The organism is Pseudomonas sp. AC172 (genome assembly GCF_979258595.1).
The window spans coordinates 2,061,897-2,081,549 of the sequence record NZ_OZ409868.1 but is presented as its reverse complement, the minus strand read 5'-3'; the positions used below and the strand labels follow the sequence as shown (position 1 = coordinate 2,081,549).

The 19,653-nt window shown below is 57.4% G+C and carries 17 protein-coding genes and 1 pseudogene; 1 reads left to right on the top strand and 17 read right to left on the bottom strand.

Features of this window, described 5'->3' with window-relative positions; translation table 11 throughout:
- Positions 1-63: 63 nt before the first annotated feature.
- Genes ACZ0A4_RS09285 through ACZ0A4_RS09265 form a run of 5 tightly spaced genes read right to left on the bottom strand, consistent with a single transcriptional unit; the run spans position 64 to position 5,221 of the window.
- Positions 64-528 (bottom strand): hypothetical protein, encoded by a 465-nt coding sequence (locus tag ACZ0A4_RS09285; protein WP_463574255.1) that lies wholly within the window; start codon positions 526-528, stop codon positions 64-66.
- Between the two features lie 41 nt (positions 529-569).
- Positions 570-2,570: a hypothetical protein gene (locus ACZ0A4_RS09280; RefSeq protein WP_463574253.1), complete on the bottom strand. Its 2,001-nt coding sequence runs from the start codon at positions 2,568-2,570 to the stop codon at positions 570-572.
- On the bottom strand, positions 2,563-3,333 hold the full coding sequence (locus ACZ0A4_RS09275) for a copper chaperone (protein ID WP_463574252.1): 771 nt from the start codon (positions 3,331-3,333) through the stop codon (positions 2,563-2,565). The genes ACZ0A4_RS09280 and ACZ0A4_RS09275 overlap by 8 nt, the downstream gene beginning before the upstream one ends.
- A gap of 10 nt (positions 3,334-3,343) precedes the next feature.
- On the bottom strand, positions 3,344-4,801 hold the full coding sequence (locus ACZ0A4_RS09270; RefSeq protein ID WP_463574251.1) for a tyrosinase family protein: 1,458 nt from the start codon (positions 4,799-4,801) through the stop codon (positions 3,344-3,346).
- A gap of 39 nt (positions 4,802-4,840) precedes the next feature.
- Positions 4,841-5,221, bottom strand: a complete 381-nt coding sequence (locus ACZ0A4_RS09265) for a hypothetical protein (RefSeq protein ID WP_463574249.1) — start codon at positions 5,219-5,221, stop codon at positions 4,841-4,843.
- 400 nt (positions 5,222-5,621) lie between these two features.
- Here ACZ0A4_RS09265 and ACZ0A4_RS09260 point away from each other — a divergent pair, with 400 nt between their 5' ends.
- Entirely contained in the window at positions 5,622-6,128 is a 507-nt protein-coding gene (locus ACZ0A4_RS09260) for a hypothetical protein (protein ID WP_463574247.1), read from the top strand.
- Positions 6,129-6,321: 193 nt separating this feature from the next.
- On the opposite strand, the gene ACZ0A4_RS09255 is transcribed toward ACZ0A4_RS09260, so the two are convergent.
- From ACZ0A4_RS09255 to ACZ0A4_RS09200, 12 genes and pseudogenes are all read right to left on the bottom strand, one after another.
- Positions 6,322-7,281, bottom strand: a complete 960-nt coding sequence (locus ACZ0A4_RS09255; protein ID WP_463574245.1) for a hypothetical protein — start codon at positions 7,279-7,281, stop codon at positions 6,322-6,324.
- 462 nt (positions 7,282-7,743) lie between these two features.
- Positions 7,744-7,860: pseudogene (locus ACZ0A4_RS09250) on the bottom strand (alanine--glyoxylate aminotransferase family protein); the annotation flags it as partial.
- Positions 7,861-7,909: 49 nt separating this feature from the next.
- On the bottom strand, positions 7,910-8,962 hold the full coding sequence (locus tag ACZ0A4_RS09245) for an acyltransferase family protein (protein WP_463574244.1): 1,053 nt from the start codon (positions 8,960-8,962) through the stop codon (positions 7,910-7,912).
- Between the two features lie 123 nt (positions 8,963-9,085).
- Complete coding sequence (locus ACZ0A4_RS09240; protein WP_463574242.1) at positions 9,086-10,552, bottom strand: family 16 glycosylhydrolase; 1,467 nt, start codon at positions 10,550-10,552, stop codon at positions 9,086-9,088.
- Positions 10,549-11,604 carry a UDP-glucose 4-epimerase GalE gene (gene galE / locus ACZ0A4_RS09235; protein ID WP_463574240.1) on the bottom strand — a complete coding sequence of 352 codons (1,056 nt, stop codon included), beginning with the start codon at positions 11,602-11,604 and terminating at the stop codon, positions 10,549-10,551. The genes ACZ0A4_RS09240 and galE overlap by 4 nt, the downstream gene beginning before the upstream one ends.
- Positions 11,605-11,633: 29 nt before the next feature.
- Positions 11,634-13,052, bottom strand: a complete 1,419-nt coding sequence (locus ACZ0A4_RS09230; protein ID WP_463574239.1) for an oligosaccharide flippase family protein — start codon at positions 13,050-13,052, stop codon at positions 11,634-11,636.
- Between the two features lie 13 nt (positions 13,053-13,065).
- Positions 13,066-14,019 carry a glycosyltransferase family 2 protein gene (locus ACZ0A4_RS09225; RefSeq protein WP_463574237.1) on the bottom strand — a complete coding sequence of 318 codons (954 nt, stop codon included), beginning with the start codon at positions 14,017-14,019 and terminating at the stop codon, positions 13,066-13,068.
- Positions 14,020-14,036: 17 nt separating this feature from the next.
- Complete coding sequence (locus ACZ0A4_RS09220) at positions 14,037-15,350, bottom strand: O-antigen ligase family protein (RefSeq protein WP_463574236.1); 1,314 nt, start codon at positions 15,348-15,350, stop codon at positions 14,037-14,039.
- Positions 15,347-16,459 carry a glycosyltransferase gene (locus ACZ0A4_RS09215; RefSeq protein ID WP_463574234.1) on the bottom strand — a complete coding sequence of 371 codons (1,113 nt, stop codon included), beginning with the start codon at positions 16,457-16,459 and terminating at the stop codon, positions 15,347-15,349. The genes ACZ0A4_RS09220 and ACZ0A4_RS09215 overlap by 4 nt, the downstream gene beginning before the upstream one ends.
- On the bottom strand, positions 16,456-17,535 hold the full coding sequence (locus ACZ0A4_RS09210) for a glycosyltransferase (protein WP_463574232.1): 1,080 nt from the start codon (positions 17,533-17,535) through the stop codon (positions 16,456-16,458). The genes ACZ0A4_RS09215 and ACZ0A4_RS09210 overlap by 4 nt, the downstream gene beginning before the upstream one ends.
- A 2-nt stretch (positions 17,536-17,537) precedes the next feature.
- Positions 17,538-18,242, bottom strand: coding sequence for a WecB/TagA/CpsF family glycosyltransferase (locus ACZ0A4_RS09205; protein ID WP_463574231.1), 705 nt, complete (start codon positions 18,240-18,242; stop codon positions 17,538-17,540).
- A 12-nt stretch (positions 18,243-18,254) separates the two neighbouring features.
- Positions 18,255-19,595, bottom strand: a complete 1,341-nt coding sequence (locus ACZ0A4_RS09200) for a UDP-glucose dehydrogenase family protein (protein ID WP_463574229.1) — start codon at positions 19,593-19,595, stop codon at positions 18,255-18,257.
- Positions 19,596-19,653 lie beyond the last annotated feature (58 nt).

Below are 19,653 nucleotides of genomic sequence, written 5' to 3'. Positions count from 1 at the left end.
CGGTTCTTTCGTATCGAAGACAGCTACCGCCTGTGTTCGGTGTGCCCAGACCACTGATGGTGTTTAACGGCTCTGTTGCCGTCGGCTCGCAGCGAGGACTCGCTCGTAGACGGTCTCATCAAGCGGAGTTTTTCGACTCGGCGGGCTGCGCTCAAGAAGACATCGAAGAACACCGACGAGATCGTCATCTCGCACCTTGTTTTCCGCAATTGTCTCAAGGCAGTTCCTGGGTATCAAAACCGCTTGGGTGGCATCACAAAGAATTGCCCATGAAGCATTGCTTGACCAGACGGCAGCGAATATCGCTTGCCCTCTCTCGGTATGGTTTCGTGCGTTGCAGTTTGATTCGACGGACTGAAGCAGGCGGGGCAAGCGGTGCTCACTGGTCACGAAAGCCGCCTGCAGCCCAAGGAATTTTTGTTGGCGCGTCTTATGGCGTCGCCACGCTTGATGGACGTGACATGCGCCAAATTCAAGCGGCTCTGCCGGCGCATCTACGATGTCTGCCCAACTCAACTCTTCATGCATGATTTCCTCCTTGAGAACACCTCAACAACGCATAAATCGAATCAACCTTGCAGCAGACCCCAGGCCTCCGCGAGTTGCCTTGCTGAGTTCGGAGGCAACACGGTCGAACCGCTGCGACGAACCAGTGGCGCATGTTTGCCCAGTCCTTCGACAAGGAGGGCCGACTCCAATCGAGGTTCAACAACATAGTCCCAGCCAAGCCCGAGCCATGGGCATCGTCCGCCGATGCTGGCGAGGGTTGCTGAGGTTGCTTGCGTGGCATAGTCGGGGAGAGCTGGCCCGTGTTGCCGCGATTGCCGAGCCTTCACCTCCGGCACATGCAATTGCAGGGCGCCATGCTTGCCGTGTGTCACTTCCATCACCCCGAGAAGCGCGAGGTCGAAGGGCACCGCTTGGTGCCGGGCCGCATAAAAACGGGCCATGCGCCGAATGTTGTCGTAATCGGCAATTGCATGATAGAGATACGCGCAGATGACGCCCAGCATCGGATCGGCATGTTTTTCGTGCCGCAGGTCTGCAGCCAGTCGTTCAACGCTGTCGACCCGCAGTCGGCCGGCGGCGAATTCGTGAATGGCCCTAATGGCTGTCAGATATCTTTCAGGCGAACCGTGCGCGCCGTAAATCTGGAAAACGTCTCCGCTGGAACCGGGCACAACAGCCGCATACAGACCCGCATAAGGTACGACGGGAGTGAATTGCCCATTGGCCATTTGCACCAGAACAGGCGCCCCTCTGGCGTCGGCTTTAACGTAAAACTCGTTGATGGGGGGCTCGGATCTGAGGGAGTGGATCGAAGAGCTGGGCAGAAGCGTCGCCTGATCACCCCAAACGATCAGGTTTGCGTGACCGGGATCGTTGATTTCCAGAAACCGATGTTGAACCTTCAAAGCGTCCGACTCGGTTGATATCAGTTCAAACAGGTCCTTTATCTTTTTCGTCTGGCGAGGGTCATCCTTGCTGAAGGACCGAAGTTCAGCGATCACCTCGCGCAATTGCGCTCGTTTTTCGACTACGCGGCGAATATCTGGATCTTTCGATTTGAACCGCTTGAACCAAGAGAATTTGTCGGAGAGACGATCCCGGAAGGAGCGGCCCCGGAAGGTGCGTTCCTGGTGGGAATGCTGGTTTGTTAAGTTCTCCAGAGCGAGCTTGGCAGATCTCAGAGCCCTGTCGGCTTTTTCAGCACCCAATACCGCTAAATTGCTTCGGGGGGGCCAGGGTTGCAGGTCGGCGGGGAGTTGCAATGGGCTCGCAGTGTCGTAAAGCACCACGGGTTCGGGATCCATCTGACATTGCGGATCAAGCTTGAGGTGGTAATCGCGTGCGCGTTCGGTTGTTCGCGAGCGAGCGAAGTTACCCAGCGCATTGGTGGTTATGCGTCCATTTTCGATGGCCGCTGGTTCCAGTCCCCAGAGAATATCTGCGATGACTCCCGAGAAAACGCATTTGCCCGGTGCGCCTGCGGCCTGGTCACGCACCATATACCCCTGTTGTCCGTCCTGGCAGGATGCGAGGCGATCGAACCTTGTTTGGTCGGCCCGGGTACCTTGCACAACGATCCCGCGTATACCGTCAAGGCGCATCAACTCCAGGCTTTGGGGGGCTTCGCGGCACGCATCGGTGATCAGCGTTATGCGCTTGACGCCGAGCAGGAAGATTTCCTCCTGGAACCTGTCGACCACGATACGGTATTTCATAAGCAGCGAGTCGCTGAACAGCCAGAAGATCTCGCCAAAATTCGACCCCGTCAGCCCATGTCCGCAAAATGACAGGATCAACTGGTCAACGACCTCGCGGCCGGCTGGAAACAGCTCGTCGACGGCTTGTTGTACGCGCGCTCGTGTGACCGGGTTGGGCTTGTTGTCGACCCAGCCGTCGTCGACGACTTTTATGTTGTCGACGCCGAAATCAGAGCGCAGCGCCCACTCTCCCATTGAGCGAGCGGCTAAAACGGCACCATCCAGATAGTCGAAATCCGAGACTTCTTTCGTGACAGATGTCACGGTGCTTACGCCGATTGCCAGACAAACTCGCCTAACCATGGGGACGCTCCGTAATTTGTTTGGTGAGGAACGAGTACAAGTGCATAGGCGACACAAACGGGTGCCAGCGTGGAGGACCAGGAGGCGTGAGCCGTTCAGCCAGCATGATGAGACCTGCCAATAGCATCACCGGAATATGCCAAGCCACGCTCACCAGCGGCACCAGCATCCATGCCCAGCACGAAACCAGACAAACCAGGCCGTGGCTCAGGCCGAAGGTCAGGCAATCCTTGTCGGCTAGCCAGCCGAACAAGCCGATTCTGCGCGATTGATGGCCCCGATTGAGTGCTGCGCGATGCCACGGGCCGATGCTCCACACCATCGCGATCAGTAGCGCTGCGATCAACACGTTTTCGCCGACAGCGATCTGCAGCCACAATGCCAAAGCCCATAGAAGAGGGCCGACGGCCATCCACAACGCAAAATAGCCGAGCATAAACACGGCAGACGCCCGCATTCGGCGATTCGGCAGGCTGGAGCGCCAGACATGCATGAGCGGCATCGCCAACAGGGGCGGCATCATGGCCAAAAGCATCAAGAACCAGCCGGCGAGGATGCGATGAAGCGGGTTCAGTGCAAGCTCCGCTTGTAAAACCACCGGCCAACTCGTGACGATCGACAGCCCATTCACCGCCAAGCAAAACGCGGGACCTTCACCACTCACATCGTTGTAAAGGGAAAGGGCCTGGCCGACTCCTGCCGTGGCCAGCAGTATTGGCCACGGTGCGTACGTGAAACTGCGTAGAACCAGACCTGGCCGCATGAGCTTGACCTCAGGTCACGACACCGCTGCGCTTGAGAACGCTGATGCGTTCAACCGTTATCGGTGCTTCATCGGATATCTGCTCTACAGGTACAAGCGTCACTCGCAGATGATTCGGATCGAAGTCCCCGGCGTCGGTGAGCCGCTGGGCGAGATCGGTGATGTCAATCGTATAGCCCAATCCGTCGTGTTCGCCGTTTGTTTCAGAAGCAACGTTGAGCCCGAAAAGCGTCAGGCTGCCGGCGTACCGGCCTGGGTCGAGCACCGGGTTGGCGCCTACAGGGAGATTGACGTACACATCCAGAAGCGGTGATGGTGCCGAACCGCGCACAGATTCCAGAGACAGATAGAGTCGGGCCACTGCTTTTCCGGGCGTTTTCGCACCCATGGTCGAAATGGTACTGGAGGCCGCTGTTGGTTCGAGGTCGATATGACTGTCTACCGGCACGCTCCCTATCGTGACGGCTGCGGCATTGGCGCCGATGGGTTGTACCGTTTGTTTGTTGGGCGACCCCATATTGACCCGTGCCACTGCAGTCACTCCCGGCTTTACACCCGTACCAATGCTCAAGTCATCATAGGCCCGATAAAATTTACCGCCCTTCAACGTGTCTTTGCTAGTAAACCTTACCCCAGGTGCATTATCGCCGGGGACTGGCATGATAAAGCTGCGGTTTGCCGGACCATTAAGCCAGAGTGGGTCGTGAACCATGGTCTTGCCCGGCGCGTTCATCCACGCTTCCCAGAGGCGATCAATATTGCAATGGTGGAGCCAGAATATCGGGTCAAGACCTGCCAAATAGGCATTTCCCATGTAACCACCGACCAAGCCGTGAACCGTGTTGTGCGGGTTACTCTCAAGTTCCCCGGTGATTTCGGCGAACTGGACGAAATCGCCAGTGATTCCGCCACCGAATCCCAAGTTTCCGTTACCGACGATAAAGTCATTTTCCTCCATCGCTTCAAGGCTGAATCCTCTACCCGGCTTGATCGCCTTGATCCCGGGGCGCCGAGGATATTTGCTCAGAGGGTTCGGGCTGCCGTCGGGTAACGTTTTTTCTACAAAGGCATCTGGTAGATACAGTGCTTTCGGGTTGCTGCTGTTGAGGTAGTTCCAGTAAGGAAGGCTCCAGTCGTCACCCGTCAACTCTTTTACTTTCGCGGCGACGATTGCTTCGAAAGAAAACAGATATGCCCGATGCCAGGAAAGAAAATACCAACTACCGTGCTGACACTGATTCCCGTACGTCCTGTTGGTCAAGTCCACTGGAATCGGGGTGTTCGCTTTGATCAGGTTTTCGTTGAGCCACAACTGGGGATGGAATCCATGCATGGCGCCAAGGAATTTCCAGCTGGTGCGATCTGCTATTGGTAGTGCGTCCAGCGCCTGCATTGCCTTTGCGTAGTTCAGTAATGTCTTGTTCCATCCAGAACCCAGTGTTGCAACATCCTGGCGAGAATCGGTCATGATTTTTGCTCCATTGCGGTTAGGTGACCCTCTCCAACTTCAGTCCGGCTTTAGCGATGGTCTTAGCGAGACCGGAATCGCAGGTGCGTCCGGCGCACGGGTGTAGGTAGGAGGCTTGGCGACGGAAGGGCGGCCATTTGTAAAGGGAGGGCAGGGGTTGTACTGGGTGTTCAACTGCACCTCCTGTGCGACCAGATCACCGGGAACCAAGGCGATGATTGCCAAGGCCTCGTTGAGCCCCGTTGAAATGCCACCGTCGGTAATATTCAGTCTATCGACGATGTAAGGTGGATAACCCTCTCCCGCCTTGAACCGAGTGAATCGCTTCATCCAGTTGAACAGTTCGCAAGGGGCGCTGAAGTCGAGCAAGTCCGCACCTTCGTAGATGCGGGGGGAGATCAGGTACTGTCCTGGCGGCATGACTCCCTCCTGGGAACACCACGGCAAACGCATTTGTGCCGTAGGGTGTATAGCTCTGTGCTAATCAGCGATGCGATGCCCGGACAGCAAAACCTGAGGCTGGCCACTCAAGGCCAGTGGCCACTAGAGAGGATGTTGGGAGCATAGTCCGGGTTACTCTCAGTGCAAGACGTTTTTATGAGTACCCGCCCAATGGTATTGGATCTGAAAACCGCGCAGTAAATCCTGCTTGAGACGTCGCATTGTCTTAGTTGTAACTTTTCTGAAACAGTCAAAAATATTTCAATAACCGAATGGCATCACTGAGATTTATTCAACTATGCTTCTTCCACCAAATTGCATGATGGCATTTTGCTTTAAGTTAGCTAGCTATGGAGTCTGCCATTTGGAAAGTACTCTCATGAAAATAGCTGATTTAAATAGGGAGAATGATATGTCTGGTGTATGGATTTACAAACTTGATAGTTCTGTCCAGTGTCATCCGGAGATCCGTAAAACCACATTAGGCGAGGCCCGTGAGGAGCTCGCTGGCTTGATAGGCGATGCCTTGATACTGGAGGAGAAAACCGGGAGCAGGATATTTCCTTCTTTGTGTGGGTTGCCAACGGGCTCGTACAATGCCTTTGAGATAACCGACGAAGGATGGAATTTATTAAAAACAGGAATAATGGGAAAGTCTGGCTTTGAGTTACTAGACCAGAATACTGCCAGATCACTGGAGGAGGTCGGTATAGGGCAGTTGATCGGATCGCTCGTGTCTTCTCAGCCGCAAACAATCTCTCAGTTGGTCGGCCATCGTCTCAGAGTATATAAAACAGGTGACGGACTAACCAAGGATTGGATTCCTGAACGCTGCAATATTGAATTGAATGAAAGTGAATTGATCGTTTCGGTATGGTTCGGTTAACCGCGGCATGACTATTAAAGTCGCTTTGAGTTTTGTAGTAGAGCGACTTTATGCGATTTTTTCATAGCCGTGGAGCGGGCCGGCTCGACCTGGCGTAGTGCCGGTGTGGTCGAGCCGGCCCCTGAGGCCAGCCCGAAGAACCCGGCAGCACTATTCAGATATGCTCAACAGGCTTGGTTTTGTTGATTTTTATTTAGACTTTGATAACTGATATTTTTCCTGGATATACAAAGCTGGATATCTCGCTATATATTTCATTTATCGTTAGATAAATGTAATCAAGCAGCAAACAACGCTCTTGCAAGTCAAGAGCGGCAGGGGTCACCAGACTTAAGGGTGTGGAGTGCAATAGTCTGCTGGTGAATGCATAAAGAAATTTATACTCGGAATTCATTCCAAGTTTCAATGCTCGATCTGCCCAGTTCCAACGAATTGGCTTTTCTTGAAACTCAGCCTGCAATTGCGGCGCTATGCCCGCTGGTACAGCTTTCAAAAGCTCCTCCATGTGCTCGGTGAGAACAGCAATCTGGCCCTTATGTTGGGGAATCGCTTGTTGTTCGATCAGATGGGCTTGAAATCCGTAGCCGTTGGTTTTCGCTTGGTCGGCATAGATGGAAAAAGCCGATCTGGCTTTTAGGTCAATTTTGTCTGCTGCCTGCTTTATATGATCGCTGATAATCGCTGCTTTTTCTTCCTTGCTTGTATTTTCGTCGACCTTATCGAAGATCGAGTCGAAGTCGGGTGCGTCCTCTTTGTCGAGTTCCTTGAAAAGCTCAATTTCTTCGCGAACTTTTTCTATCGCCTGTGCCTGGCTATCTAACTGTTGCTGTAAAAGTTGTCTATAGAACACCAGTCCGTAGTACCTGTCCAAATTGAAAAGCTTAAGCCAGATCAGATTCTCAAAGACATTGCGAGCGAGCGCGATGAGAGACATGTCTTGCTCAAGACTCATCGGAGTGGTGAGGTGTTGAAGCTTTCCAATAGTACCGATATGCGCCTTCAGCACCCAGGTCTCGGGTCTCGTTTTATAGTTAGGTGCTGATAATTGCACCCATTGTAACTGCCCTTCCGATTGTGATTTTTGCAGTTCTGCACGATCACCTACCAGTCCCATTACTTCATTGATCAATACAGACTCTTTGCTTTTATCCATTTTGCACAAACTCCATCGTCGTTAATTCTGTGTCTTTGACTGATTTGAACTTCTACAGGTCTACGTCTGATTCCTGCTGAGCGCAACATTTTTATTCGCAGAGCTAAAAACCTATGCTATGCAGTAGTGCGGTGGTTAATAAGCATAAGCCAATGAGCCATAAAATGCCCAAGCCTTGAATATCCTCTAATTTGAGACATCGGTGAATGCTTTGAATCGAGTTGGTATCCTCACTATCTAAAAGCGGGAAAACTGAGCTGCCGGCATTTTGCCATTATGTATTTGGATTGCATAGTGCTTACGCGAGGCCGGGGCGGTATCAGCAATCGTTCAGATGCCCCCTCAGTATTTAAACCTTTCGCTCTGGCGAAGAAGGGAGAATACTTCGCGAACTTTGGATTCGCTCAACACTCCTGGGCAGCCAATGCTCCGGTCACTCATTCAAATAGTCAGGTACAAGCGTCAATTCAGGTCATACAGCCTTGCGAGTCCGATCAGCGCGATGCGAAAGGTGTGGAAGTCGGCCGGTTCGTCGCATTGCAACGGCACCCCGGCGGATCTGCAGCCACTTTTCAGGTCGCAGGCGAAGCTGCTGTCAGTGGTTTCTCGCTTGAAATGCGCCGGCTGGCTACGGATCAGCCCTGAGTCGATTGAAGGAAAATGACAGGGACCTTTTCATCAGCTTGGCCATCGGCGTTTCGATCTTTTCGTGAATGACATAGGAAGCAGCGATCATCAACGCCACGGTGCCCCACAGCAGCAGGTGCGCATTCACCGCCGGATAGGCCATGTTGAAGATGATGAAACCGATCATTTGATGGAGCAGGTAAAGCGGGTAGGTGAGCGCTCCCAGGGTGGTCCAGTTCAATTGTCCGATGGCGGCTGTTTTGTTGGTTGCGATCAACAGGAAGGTCATGAAGAACACGATAATGACGCTGCCGATGATCGAGGGATCGTATTGCGTCGCGTATTTGCTTTCGATCGACTCGGCCCAGGTAATGGCGGTGAAGGTGGCCAATGCCAGTGCTCCCGCCACCAAGGCAATGCGCGGTTTTGTCATACCCTTCGCCCAGATCAGGTAGAACGTCGCACCGGCGATGAAGTAGGCCGCGTAATCAGTGATCAATAGCGAGCGCAGCTTTTCAAAAGCGAGGACTTCCGCTGTGGCCGACACCAGTAGCCAGAGCACAAGGCAGGGCTCGATTTTGTCTATTTTCTTGAAGGCCAAAAGAACCGAGATCATCAGGTAGAACTTGATCTCGACAAACAGTGACCAGTAAACGCCGTCGATTGGCGGGACGCCGATCAGGTCGCCAAGGAACGTCATGTTGATCAGGTATTGATAAAGATCCGCGCTGAATCTGGGCTGCCCGAAGGCCAGTGTGATCAGAAACGTAAGCGTGCAGCACACCCAGAACGCCGGGCACAGGCGCACCACGCGGGAGATGAAAAACACCTGCAGATTGTTGCTCGACGCCGTCATCAGAATGACAAATCCGCTGATCATGAAAAAAAGCTCCACGCCCAGGTAACCGTATTTGGCCATTTCGGCCAGCAGCGGATAGGGCATGACCGACATATCGCCCCGCGCATAACCGCGAAACGCGTAGTGAAAAATCACCACGGCGAGCGCTGCCAGGAATCGCAGCAGATCCAGCTCCTTCAGTCGTCGGTTGTTCATGTAGGGGCGCTCCGGACGTGTTAGCGCTGATTGAGAACTGACGACTCCGCCGAGTGAAATTCGACCCAAGGCGAAAGCTATGGCAGCAGAAGGGCGTCGACTGTCCCAGGCTAGGTGTGACGGTTATGGACCGTGTTGCCACATGCGGATGTAGTCGACCTCAAAGGTGGACGGCAGGTCAGTGTCGTCGACCACGCCGAACCATTTCCACATGGCCTCACTGTCAAAGACGATTTGCATCGGGAAGAAGAAGTGGCGGTTCTTCGATTCCCTGACCAGCACGCCATCGACGTACCAGCGCAGGGTATCGGGCTGCCAGTCGAAGCCGTAGACATGAAAGTCACTGGCCAGGCGCCAAGGGCTGATCCAGCTGCTGCCGTCGGCGATGTGTTCTTTGCTGTGCGGCGTCGACCATAAGTGAGCGTTCATGTTGTAAGAGCGATCCGAGGCCGCATCCCTGGTCTTGCCGCCAATTTCAAAGATATCGATTTCCGTGGCGTTGTCCGTCAGGCCTGTCCACGCCAGCCAGAACGCGCTGGAAGCCGCGGAGTTCATCGGTTTGGCCCGGGCTTCGTAGTAGCCGTAGAAACCGCGTTCACGGGTACGGACCATGGCTGAGGTGTAATCCTTGAAGCCGAGTTCGACGTACTTTTGCGGCAAGGTTTCCTTGCGAAAGACAATGTTCAGGTGGCCGTTGCTGACGTTGGCATTGCGAGGGGTGAACAGCGCCGGTTTGCGTCCGAGCGATTCGTTGCCGATGGCATTGTTGACGTGCCAGCGCCCGGGGTCGAGGCTGCTGCCGTTGAAGTCGTCGGACAGCGTCGTGTTGAATGCCCAGCGCCCGGCATTGGCCTGGTCGGACAGCGGCAGATAGGCGTGCTGACGCGCCGGCACTGTGCCGAGTGGACCGACGCGGGTCCAGGTATCGGCATGGCTGGGGACCGCCACTGACCACTTTTGTGCCAAGTACTGAAATGCCTGCTGGCGCTCGGCGAGGGACGTGAACGGGCGATCGTAGACCAGCACTTCGGCGATGTCGCCGCGAAAGTTTTCCGACGTGCCGACGGCATTGCGCCCGACTGCATACGGGCCGATCGGCACATCCTGCAGTTCCAGGACGGAAACCGTCGGTTCATACGCGCTGGTTTGCGCCAGGCTGATGGCAAAGTTGGGCAGCACATTATCGTTATGGGCGGTTTGCGCCCGTGAACTGAACAACCGCTGCCACGGATCGACCCCGGCCTGTTCGGGCAACCGGCGGGACACGATCATTACCGTGACAGGCCCTTTTGCGCTACGAATGCTTTTGCCCAGAAACGCCGAACTGCCACTCAACCGCACTACCGCATGGCCATTTACAGCGTTTTCCAGGCGTTGTGGCTGCTCGGCGCCTTCGTCGACCCTGGCGTCATGGGACTGGCCGGATTTATCGCTCCAGCGCTGCACACGGTTCTGCGCATTCAGGGTCAGGCTGGAGACATCGGCCGCGTCCAGCCACAGCACCAGCCCGGCGTCGGGAGGCGCTTGTGCGGCGCTGCCAGTCAGCGAAACCCACAGCAGCAGCGCCGGCAGCGATCGTAAAACCATCATTTGAAGGCAAGCAGCGCTGGAATTTCAAAGGAAGACTGATACCCCTGCGGATTACACGACTGCCAGCGCCAGGCATCGACAATCATCTGCTGCAGGTCGCGCTGCGCGGTCCAGCCCAGCTCCCGTCCGGCCTTGGCCGGGTCGGCCCAGCACTTGGCAATGTCACCTTCGCGGCGCGGTGCAAACCGGTAGGGAATGCTGATGCCGGTGATGTCCTCGAAACTGTGGATGATCTGCAGCACGCTGTAGCCGACACCCGTGCCGAGGTTCCAGAAATGGATGCCGTGGTGGTGCTGCAACACCAGCAGTGCCTTGAGGTGGCCAATGGCAAGGTCGACCACGTGGATGTAATCGCGCACGCAGGTGCCGTCGGCGGTGGGATAGTCGCTGCCGTACACCGTGAGTTCCGGTATCCGGCCAATCGCGACTTGGGTCAGACACGGCAGCAGGTTGTTGGGTCGGCCGCGTGGGTCTTCACCGATCATCCCGCTTTCGTGGGCGCCAATCGGATTGAAGTAGCGCAACAGGCCAATGCTCCAGCGCGGATCGGAGTCGCACAAATCCGTCAGCAGCTCTTCGATCATCAGCTTGGTACGGCCATAGGGATTGACCGGTTTACCGGTGCCGAAGTCTTCGGCAATCGGCGTGCGGGTCGGCTCGCCGTACACCGTGGCCGATGAGCTGAACACCAGGCGAAAGACGTTGTTGCGCGCCATTGCCCGGCACAGGTCAAGCGTGCCGGCGACATTGTTGGCGTAGTAGTCGAGCGGCTTGCGCACGCTTTCTGCGACGGATTTGAGGCTGGCAAAATGCACCACGGCATCGATGTCATAGCGTCGGAAGATGTCGTCCAGCAGATCGGAATCACGGATGTCGCCCTTGATGAAATCGACCCGGGTCAAGGTCAGTTGCTCAAGGCGCGCGATGCACTCCTGACAGCTGTTGCACAAGTTATCGAGCACCAGCACCCGGTGCCCGGCATTGATGAGCGCCAAAGCGGTATGCGAGCCGATGTACCCGGCCCCGCCAGTAATCAACGTGGTTTTGCGCATGGTGAGGGCTTCCTGTCTCAGGGAATGAATCAGCGGGCGGTGAAAACCGATTTGAATTCCTGCGGCCAGTGCGGGTGGATGAGGCTGTACGCCACGGCGTAGCTCAGCGCGCCCACTGCGATGTTGCCGATCAGGTGCAAGTAGCCCTGAAAGCCCAGTTGCGCTGACACCAGCAACACGGTCGCGGCCATGACCAGCGCGGCAATCACGCTGCGGTAATTGGCCTCGAAAAACCGCCGCCAGCTGTAACCGATGGCCAGGTTCAGGCCGCGAATTTGCAGTGGTGTGATCAGCAACATGCGCGCGAGCAGCGCGCCGGCTGCGGCCATGCCGCCATAGACGTTGCCGAGACTGTAAACCAGCGCCAGTGCCAGGACGGTAGTCAGCACTTCCGCCTTGATCGTCAGGTGGCTGCGGTTGACCGCCACCAGTGCGGTGGTGGCGTACATGGCGGTGTTGCCAATGGCCGCGGTGCAGGCCAGCATTTGCAACAGAGGAATGGCGTCAGCCCACTTGGCGCCGAAGATCAACAGGATGAGGTCGTTGGCCGTGAGCGCGAGGCCAATGAACAGCGGCGTCAACACAAAGCCGCTGACCGCAGTCGAGTCGCCAATGATTCCGAGCAGACGCTTGGGTTCTGCACTGCGCCGGGCAAACGCCGGCAACGCATAACTCAGCAGACCGTTATAAATCGCTGTGCGCGGCAGCTCGATGATGCGCATCGCCATGTTGAACATGCCGACCGCGTTCGCCCCGGCGGTCATCCCCAGCACCACGTTGACGCCGCGCTGCAAGGTTTGCGAGCTCAGGGAATTGATTGCAACTGGTGCGCCGGCCCGCAGCAGCTCACGCAGAACCTGGCGGTCGATAGCAAAAGCAATGCGTCGCCGGTCTGCATGCATCAGGACAATGATCGACACCCATTCCATGATCAGCGCCTGGGCAATCACTGCCCACGCACCCCAACCGCAAAGTGCCACCGCGATGCCGCCGACACCGCCCGCCACTTTGCCCAGCAACGTGCGCGATGCGAGCATCTTGAAGTTGCCGCTACGGCGCATTTGCGCCACATAGACCCGCGCCATCATGGTGAACAGGATTTTCACCGAGGCCACCGCCGTCAGCCATTGCAGCAGCGGGTCGGGCGTGTACAGGAATGCCGCGAGCGAGATGATGACAATCGACACCAGGCTGACGAACACCCCGGCCCAGAAGGCCGTGCAGATGTGTTTGTCTTCCAGCCGTTCAAGGCGTACCAGCGGATCTTCCAGCACCGATGAGTACACCAGGCCAATCAACTCGACGATGGCGATGATGATCGTGCCCACACCCAGCTCGGCCGGCGACAGCAGCTTGGCGTAGACGACAAAGGTGATCATCGACAGCAGGATCAGGCCGAATTTCTCGGTGAAGATCCAGCTCAATGTCACCAGACGGTGATTGGCCATGGCGGTTACCGATTCAATGAGCTGGGGTTGACGCCGTTGCCTTGCGCCACGTTCTGGCGCGGGCATAGAGATAGCGCAAGGTGGCTTTGCCGTTGGCGAAGATCAGCGCTTGCCATGAGCACTCGAGCATTCGCCGGTACACGCCGAGCACTTGGTCATGCTCGCCGCGTCGGGAAAACGCTTCGAGAAAATCGGTGTGGTTGCCCAGGACGAAATCGATCCGTTGCTGCTGGCTGAGCATCTCGCCGTAGCGGGCGAGGTACACCTCGATGAAACGGATCTTGTTCTGGTAGTACTTTTTCGGTTGCGCGGTCATGTTGCCGCCGTTGACCGTGCGCTCCAGCAGCACTTGCGGCACTGTGTGGATTTCCCAGTGTTCGGCGATCCGCGTCCACATGTAGCGGTCTTCGGAGTAGCGCAGGCTGGCATCGAAACCGCCGAGCTGCATGATCACTTCACGTCTGACCAGCGCGGTGGAAACACCATTGACGACGTTGGCGTGGATGAAATCGTAGAAGTGCCTGCCGCTTTTGCGGCGGTTGTCCAGTTGCCGCCGGCCATCGCTGTAATTGACCTGCGCGTAACAGTCGATCAACCCAACCGGCCGGCCCTGACGACTGAGTTCTTCGTACAGGGCCAATTGCAGCTCAAGCTTTTGCGGGTGCCACTGGTCATCGGCATCGAGCATCGCCACAAACGTTTCTTGCGAGTGCCGCATGCCGTGATTACGCGCGCTGGCCTGGCCTTCGTTGGCTTGCTGCAGCAGCGTCAGACGAAACGGCGCGTCGAAGTTCCTGACCCGTTGTGGGCCGTCATCGGTGGAGCCATCGTCAATAACGATGACGTGATCCGGCAGGCGGGTTTGCCCGACCAGCGAGGCCAATGTCTGCTCAATGCTGTCGGCGCCGTTGTACATCGGGATGACGACGCACACTGAGTCCACGGAAGGGGGGGCTTGGTTGGGCACGGGTGGTTCTCCTTGGGTTACGCGTTGGCTGAATCGCGCGGCAGTGCTCTGCCAGACACACGCTGACGCTGAGCTGCCGATGAGGTTTCGGGGTAGGTCGCGAGGTGATGTCGGAAAGACAGGGCCAGGGTGCAGAACACCAGAAACTCGGCGGAGCGATAGTTGGGGATCACGTACGCCACATAGTTGGTGACGGCGAACAAGCCGATGATCACCAGCGCACTGGCGCGAAACTGCGCCGTTTGATTCGCGGTCACGGCGCGGTACTGCTTGAGCAGTGCTTCACCAAACATCAGCGCCAGCGCGGTCAGTTGGATGACTCCGCCGTTGAGCAGGGTTTCGACGTAGCCGCTGTGGGCATTACCGATGTAACCCCAGCGGGTAATGAAACCATCGGCGTCGGGGCTGGACCAGAAGGCGCCGAAGCCATAACCCTTGAGAAACTGCCCGTCGATAAAGGGCCCGAGCAGTTCCCAGATCAAGGTGCGGTCGGTCAGTGACGGGTCGCGACCGGCCATTTCCAGCAGCACCGCAAAGTTGCTGTAAAGGAACAGGCACACCAGCAGGTAGAGGAGGGTGCAGCCGAGGAACATCAGCGGCGAATGGTTGACGCGCAAACGGATCAAGGTCAGGAAGTACCAATAGCTGATCGCGCCGGAAACAATCAACGCCACCCCGGTCGCCGACTGCGCGAGCAGGATCGCGACCAGCGAGAAAAACGCACAGAACAGCGCCCAGTGATTGCGTCGGCGAATCATCGGTAGCAACAACAGAATAGCGATCGCGTTGAGCCGCGCACCGGCATTCTTTTCGGCAAAAATCCCTTTGAAAGCGCCGTCGCGAATACCCCCGGACAGGAACGCGACATCAGGCATGACCACCGCCAGGATCAGGCCGATCAACGCCGCCACACCGATGGCGCAGCCGAGCATGAAGGTGATTTTTTCCAGCGAGTAGTTGTAGGCAATGAAACCGGCGAAAAACACCATGCTGAGCAACGCGATAAAGCGCTTGAAACTCAGCATCGGGTCGTGGGACCAGCCGATCGATGCGATGACAGAAAGCATGAACAGCAACAGAAAGAAGTTGCTGCGATAAAAAGTCTTGCTGAGGAAGACCTTGTTGCGGATGAAGAAGAACAGCGGTACGAGCAGCGTGATCAGCCCGCAGATCTGATTGGCCACGTTGCCTTCGAGGTCTTTATTGATATCGCCGAAGCTGGCGGCTCCGCCCAGGCTGAGGACAAAGGTAATCACCTGGATGTAGAACAGCACGCCGAACAAGGTGAAGCCGTCGCGCAACGTCGAATACCTGATCGCCAGTGTGCTCATGATGACGGACTCCCGATCAACGCTTTGAGGTAGGTCTGCACCGCGCTGGCATTGATGAACCGGGCGGCGGCCTCCAGGCGCAATTCACGTTGCAGATTGCGCGGTGTAGCCAGTTGCAGGGCAATCGCCTGTGCCAGGGCGAGCGGATCGTCGACGTCGACCAGCGGCGCGACCACACCGCCAATGAGAATGTCTTGCGGGCCATGGGGGCAACGGGTTGCCACTACCGGCGTGCCCGTGGATAGCGCCTCTACCAACGCGTTGGGGCTGCCCTCGAAGCGCGACGACAGCACGAAGCAATCGGCGGCGGCGACCTCGGCTAAAGGGTCATTGGCATAGCCCGGCAGATCGAAGCGGTCCGCCACGCCCATTGCGCGCGCATGTTCCAGCAGATTGGGCCGGAGTGCACCCTCGCCAAAAATGATCAGGCGCGCGCGGCTGTCCGCTAATGCCGCAAACGCGCTGATCAACGTGTCGAAGCCTTTTTGCGGCGCCAGACGCCCCACGGCGACAATCACCGGGACGGATTTGTCCAGCAGCCAGCGGTGGCTGGGCAGGCCGGGCGTTTTCTCGCGAAAGTCGTTGTCGAGCACCGGGTTATCGGCAATGGTCACGTCCTGGCGGCGGGTGACGGTGGTGTCGACCAGATCCTGGGCGACACCCCGCGAAACACAGATCACCGGGTTGGGAATCAGCCGGTACAACAGCGGCGCCAGCAGGTACGCGACGCGCACCATGAAGTCCGGGTTGACGTGTTTGTCATGGGAAAAGGCATTGCGCTCGCTGACGTGCAGGCGTGCCAGCGTGCCGGATAACGCCGCCGCCGCAATCGCCACTACATTGACGTGGGTGAGGGCCGCCAGTTGTGCGTCAAAGCGATTAGCCCGCAAAAATCGCGTGAGTGCCGGCACTGCACGAACGCTGCGCGGGCTATTCAACTCAACCTTTTTCACTCGCGGATCGAGGTGCGCGGCGTGAATGCCGCCGCCGGTGAGCATCAGCAAGGTCACGTCATTGCCCGCGTCCACCAGCGCTCCGGCCAGACGCGCCATCATTTTCTCAGCTCCACCGGCGCTGAGGTCATGCAGGATGATCAGCAGTTTTTTCATTGATTCCATACCTGGTAATACGCCTGCGCCGCGTACTGGCTGGTGTACTGACGCAGGGTGTCAGTGAGCCTGGTTTCGCTGAAGGCGACGTCATCGCGTGGGGTCAGGCTGCGCAGCATGCCGTCGGCCAGCGCCGGTACGTCGTTGACCCTCACCAGTTGGCCAAGTCGGCCGTTGTCCAGCAGTTCTCTGGGGCCGGTCTCGCAATCGCTGGCCAGCACCGGCGTGCCCAGTGCCAGCGCCTCGATCAACACCGTCGGCATGCCTTCTTGCACGGAACTCAAAATGAACAGTTGCGCGTGCCGGAGCAGCGGATAGGGATTGCTCAGGAACCCGGTGAAATGCACCCGGGGGGCGATGCCCAGACGACAGGCCTGAGCGGTCAGTGCCTCGCGCAACGGGCCGTCGCCGACGATCACCAGATCCGGCAGCACTGCACTGCGCAACGCCAACGCGTAGGCATCGAGCAACAGCTGAAAACCTTTCGGTTCGACCAAGCGGCCCAGGCCCAGCCAGTAAGCGCCGGGCATTCCGGCGGGTAGCGGCGCCTGCGAGGCTTGAAACAGTTGCTCGGTGACCACCGCATTGGGGCAATAACGGATGCGCTGCTGACCCCAGGGCAGCAACTCGATGAGCGTCTGGCGCAAGGCATTGGAGACGGTGACGACCTTGCCGCTGCCACACAGGTACAAGCTGTAGAGCAAACGCAGGCTGGCGGGGCCGGTGTTCTGCTCACTGCAATCAAGGGTCGCATGGCGGCAATAGATGACTTTGCACAAACGGCCCAAAGTGGCGAACCAGGTGCAGAGGTTGGCTTGCTCTTTAGCGGCGATGAGGTGGGTGACGCCTTCACGCTGTATGAGCCGGCGCAACAAAACGATCGACTTGAGCAAACCGACGAGACCGCTGCCGCCGCCGTGGAAGCGTTGCACCCCCGGCGTGTCGGCCACGTCTGCGTTGATAACGAAAAAACTCACCCGGCGACCGTCCTTGAGAAACTGCTCGGACAACCGTTGTTGAACGCGCTCGACGCCACCGCCCAACTTGAAATCCTTGAGGATAAACAGGATGTGCATGGTCATTCCCCCACGCTGATGGCGACTTTGTGCCGGGCGAGCATCGTCAGCAGGTGCAAGAAGTTGCTGGGGTAATCGACGAGGTAGCGTTTGATCGTGTGCGGCTCGCGGTACATTCGATAGAACGCGCGCAGGTGCAGGCGATTGATCAGCGCCGGGTAGTATTGCCGCGTGGCCAGCGCTTCCTGGCGGATGAACCCGCCACAGGTGAAGGCGACACCACGAAAGCCTGCGCGCAGGGCGTCCTGTTCGAATTGTTCTTGCAGCCCGGCGCCCAGGCCAACAATGAGGATGTCGGCGGCGCTGCGACAAATGTCAGCGCGAATGTCTTCAGCCTCGGCGGCGTCGAAATAGCCGTTGCGATAACCGGCGATGGTCAGCCGCGGATAAAGCGCCCCGATCTTGACGATAAACAGCTCCAGTTCGGCCTGCCGGGCGCCGACGAAGTACACGCGTTTGCCCAGTTGCTCGGCGCTGCCAAGAACAAGGTCGGCAATCGAGGTGAAGTCAAAACTGACCCGGCCAATGGTCCTGCCGGTCACCCGGGACATGAAGGTCGACATCAACATGCCGTCGCAGAAATAGGCGACGCTACCCGGGGTCTGCTCGAAAACGCTGCCGATGGAGGCAAAGTTGATAAAGGAATAGGCCTGGTTGGCCTCCAGTAATTTCGCCGAGTAATGCCCGACCAGTTCCAGCTTCAACATGGCGCGGCTCCTTCAAATGACTGAAGGGGTTGGCCGCCCCACGGAGATGTAGGTGAAGCCGCGTTTGCTCAAACGCTGCGGATCGAACAGATTGCGTCCGTCGAAAATCAACGGTTGTTTGAGCTGCCGGCTGAGCAAGTCGAAGTCCGGCGCGCGAAACGCTTGCCACTCGGTGACGATGATCAACGCGTCGGCATTTTTCAGCGCCGCTTCCTTGGTCCCCGCCAACGTCAGGTCATCGCGCGCGCCATACAGGCGCTGGGCCTCTTCCATGGCTTTGGGATCAAACGCCTGAACGCTGGCGCCGGCGTGCCACAAGGCTTCCATCAATACGCGGCTGGGGGCTTCGCGCATGTCGTCGGTATTGGGTTTGAAACTCAAGCCCCACAGGGCAAACGTTTTACCGCGCAGGTGGCCGTCGAAGTGATTGAAAATTTTGCTGTACAGACTGGCCTTCTGGTCCTGGTTGCGCGCCTCTACAGCCTTGAGCAGTCGGGCGTCGATATCGACACTTGTCGCGGCATGGATCAGCGCCTGGACGTCTTTGGGAAAGCACGAGCCGCCGTAGCCAACGCCCGGGTAGATAAACTGGTAACCAATACGCGGGTCGGCGCCGATGCCGTGGCGGACTTTTTCGATGTCGGCGCCGAGTTTTTCCGCGAGGCAGGCCATCTCGTTCATGAAGCTGATCTTGGTCGCCAGCATGCAGTTGGCGGCGTACTTCGTCAGCTCAGCGCTGCGCACGTCCATGACGATGATTTTTTCGCGGCTGCGATTGAACGGTTCATACAGTTCGCGCATCACCGCTTCGGCATGCGGGCTGTCGGTGCCGATGATGATCCGGTCCGGGCGCATGCAGTCTTCGACCGCGCAGCCTTCCTTGAGAAATTCCGGGTTGGAAACCACATCGAACGTCAGGTGACTGCGATCGTTGTCGCCCAGCACCTGCTCGATACACGCACGCACCTGATCGCCCGTGCCGACCGGCACCGTGGATTTGTCGACGATGATTTGATGCCGATCCATGTTCAGTGCGATGGTCTGCGCCACGCTCAACACGTACTGCAGATCGGCCGAACCGTCTTCGTCTGGCGGGGTGCCGACGGCGATCAACAACACATCGCCATGCTGAACAGCCTCGGCCAGATCGGTGCCGAAGCGCAGACGACCACTTTGATAATTGTCACGCACAAGGCTTTTCAGGCCCGGCTCGTAGATCGGCAGCGTGCCTTGTTTCAGCGCCTCGACCCGGGCCGCGTCGACATCGACGCAGAGCACGTTGTGCCCGACCTCGGCCAGTGCGGCGCCCTGGACCAGGCCCACGTAACCAATACCGAATACGCTCACATTCATGGTCAAACCTCAGATCGTGGTGAAGGTTGTCAACGCAGGGGCAGGGCGGGGCTGAAGC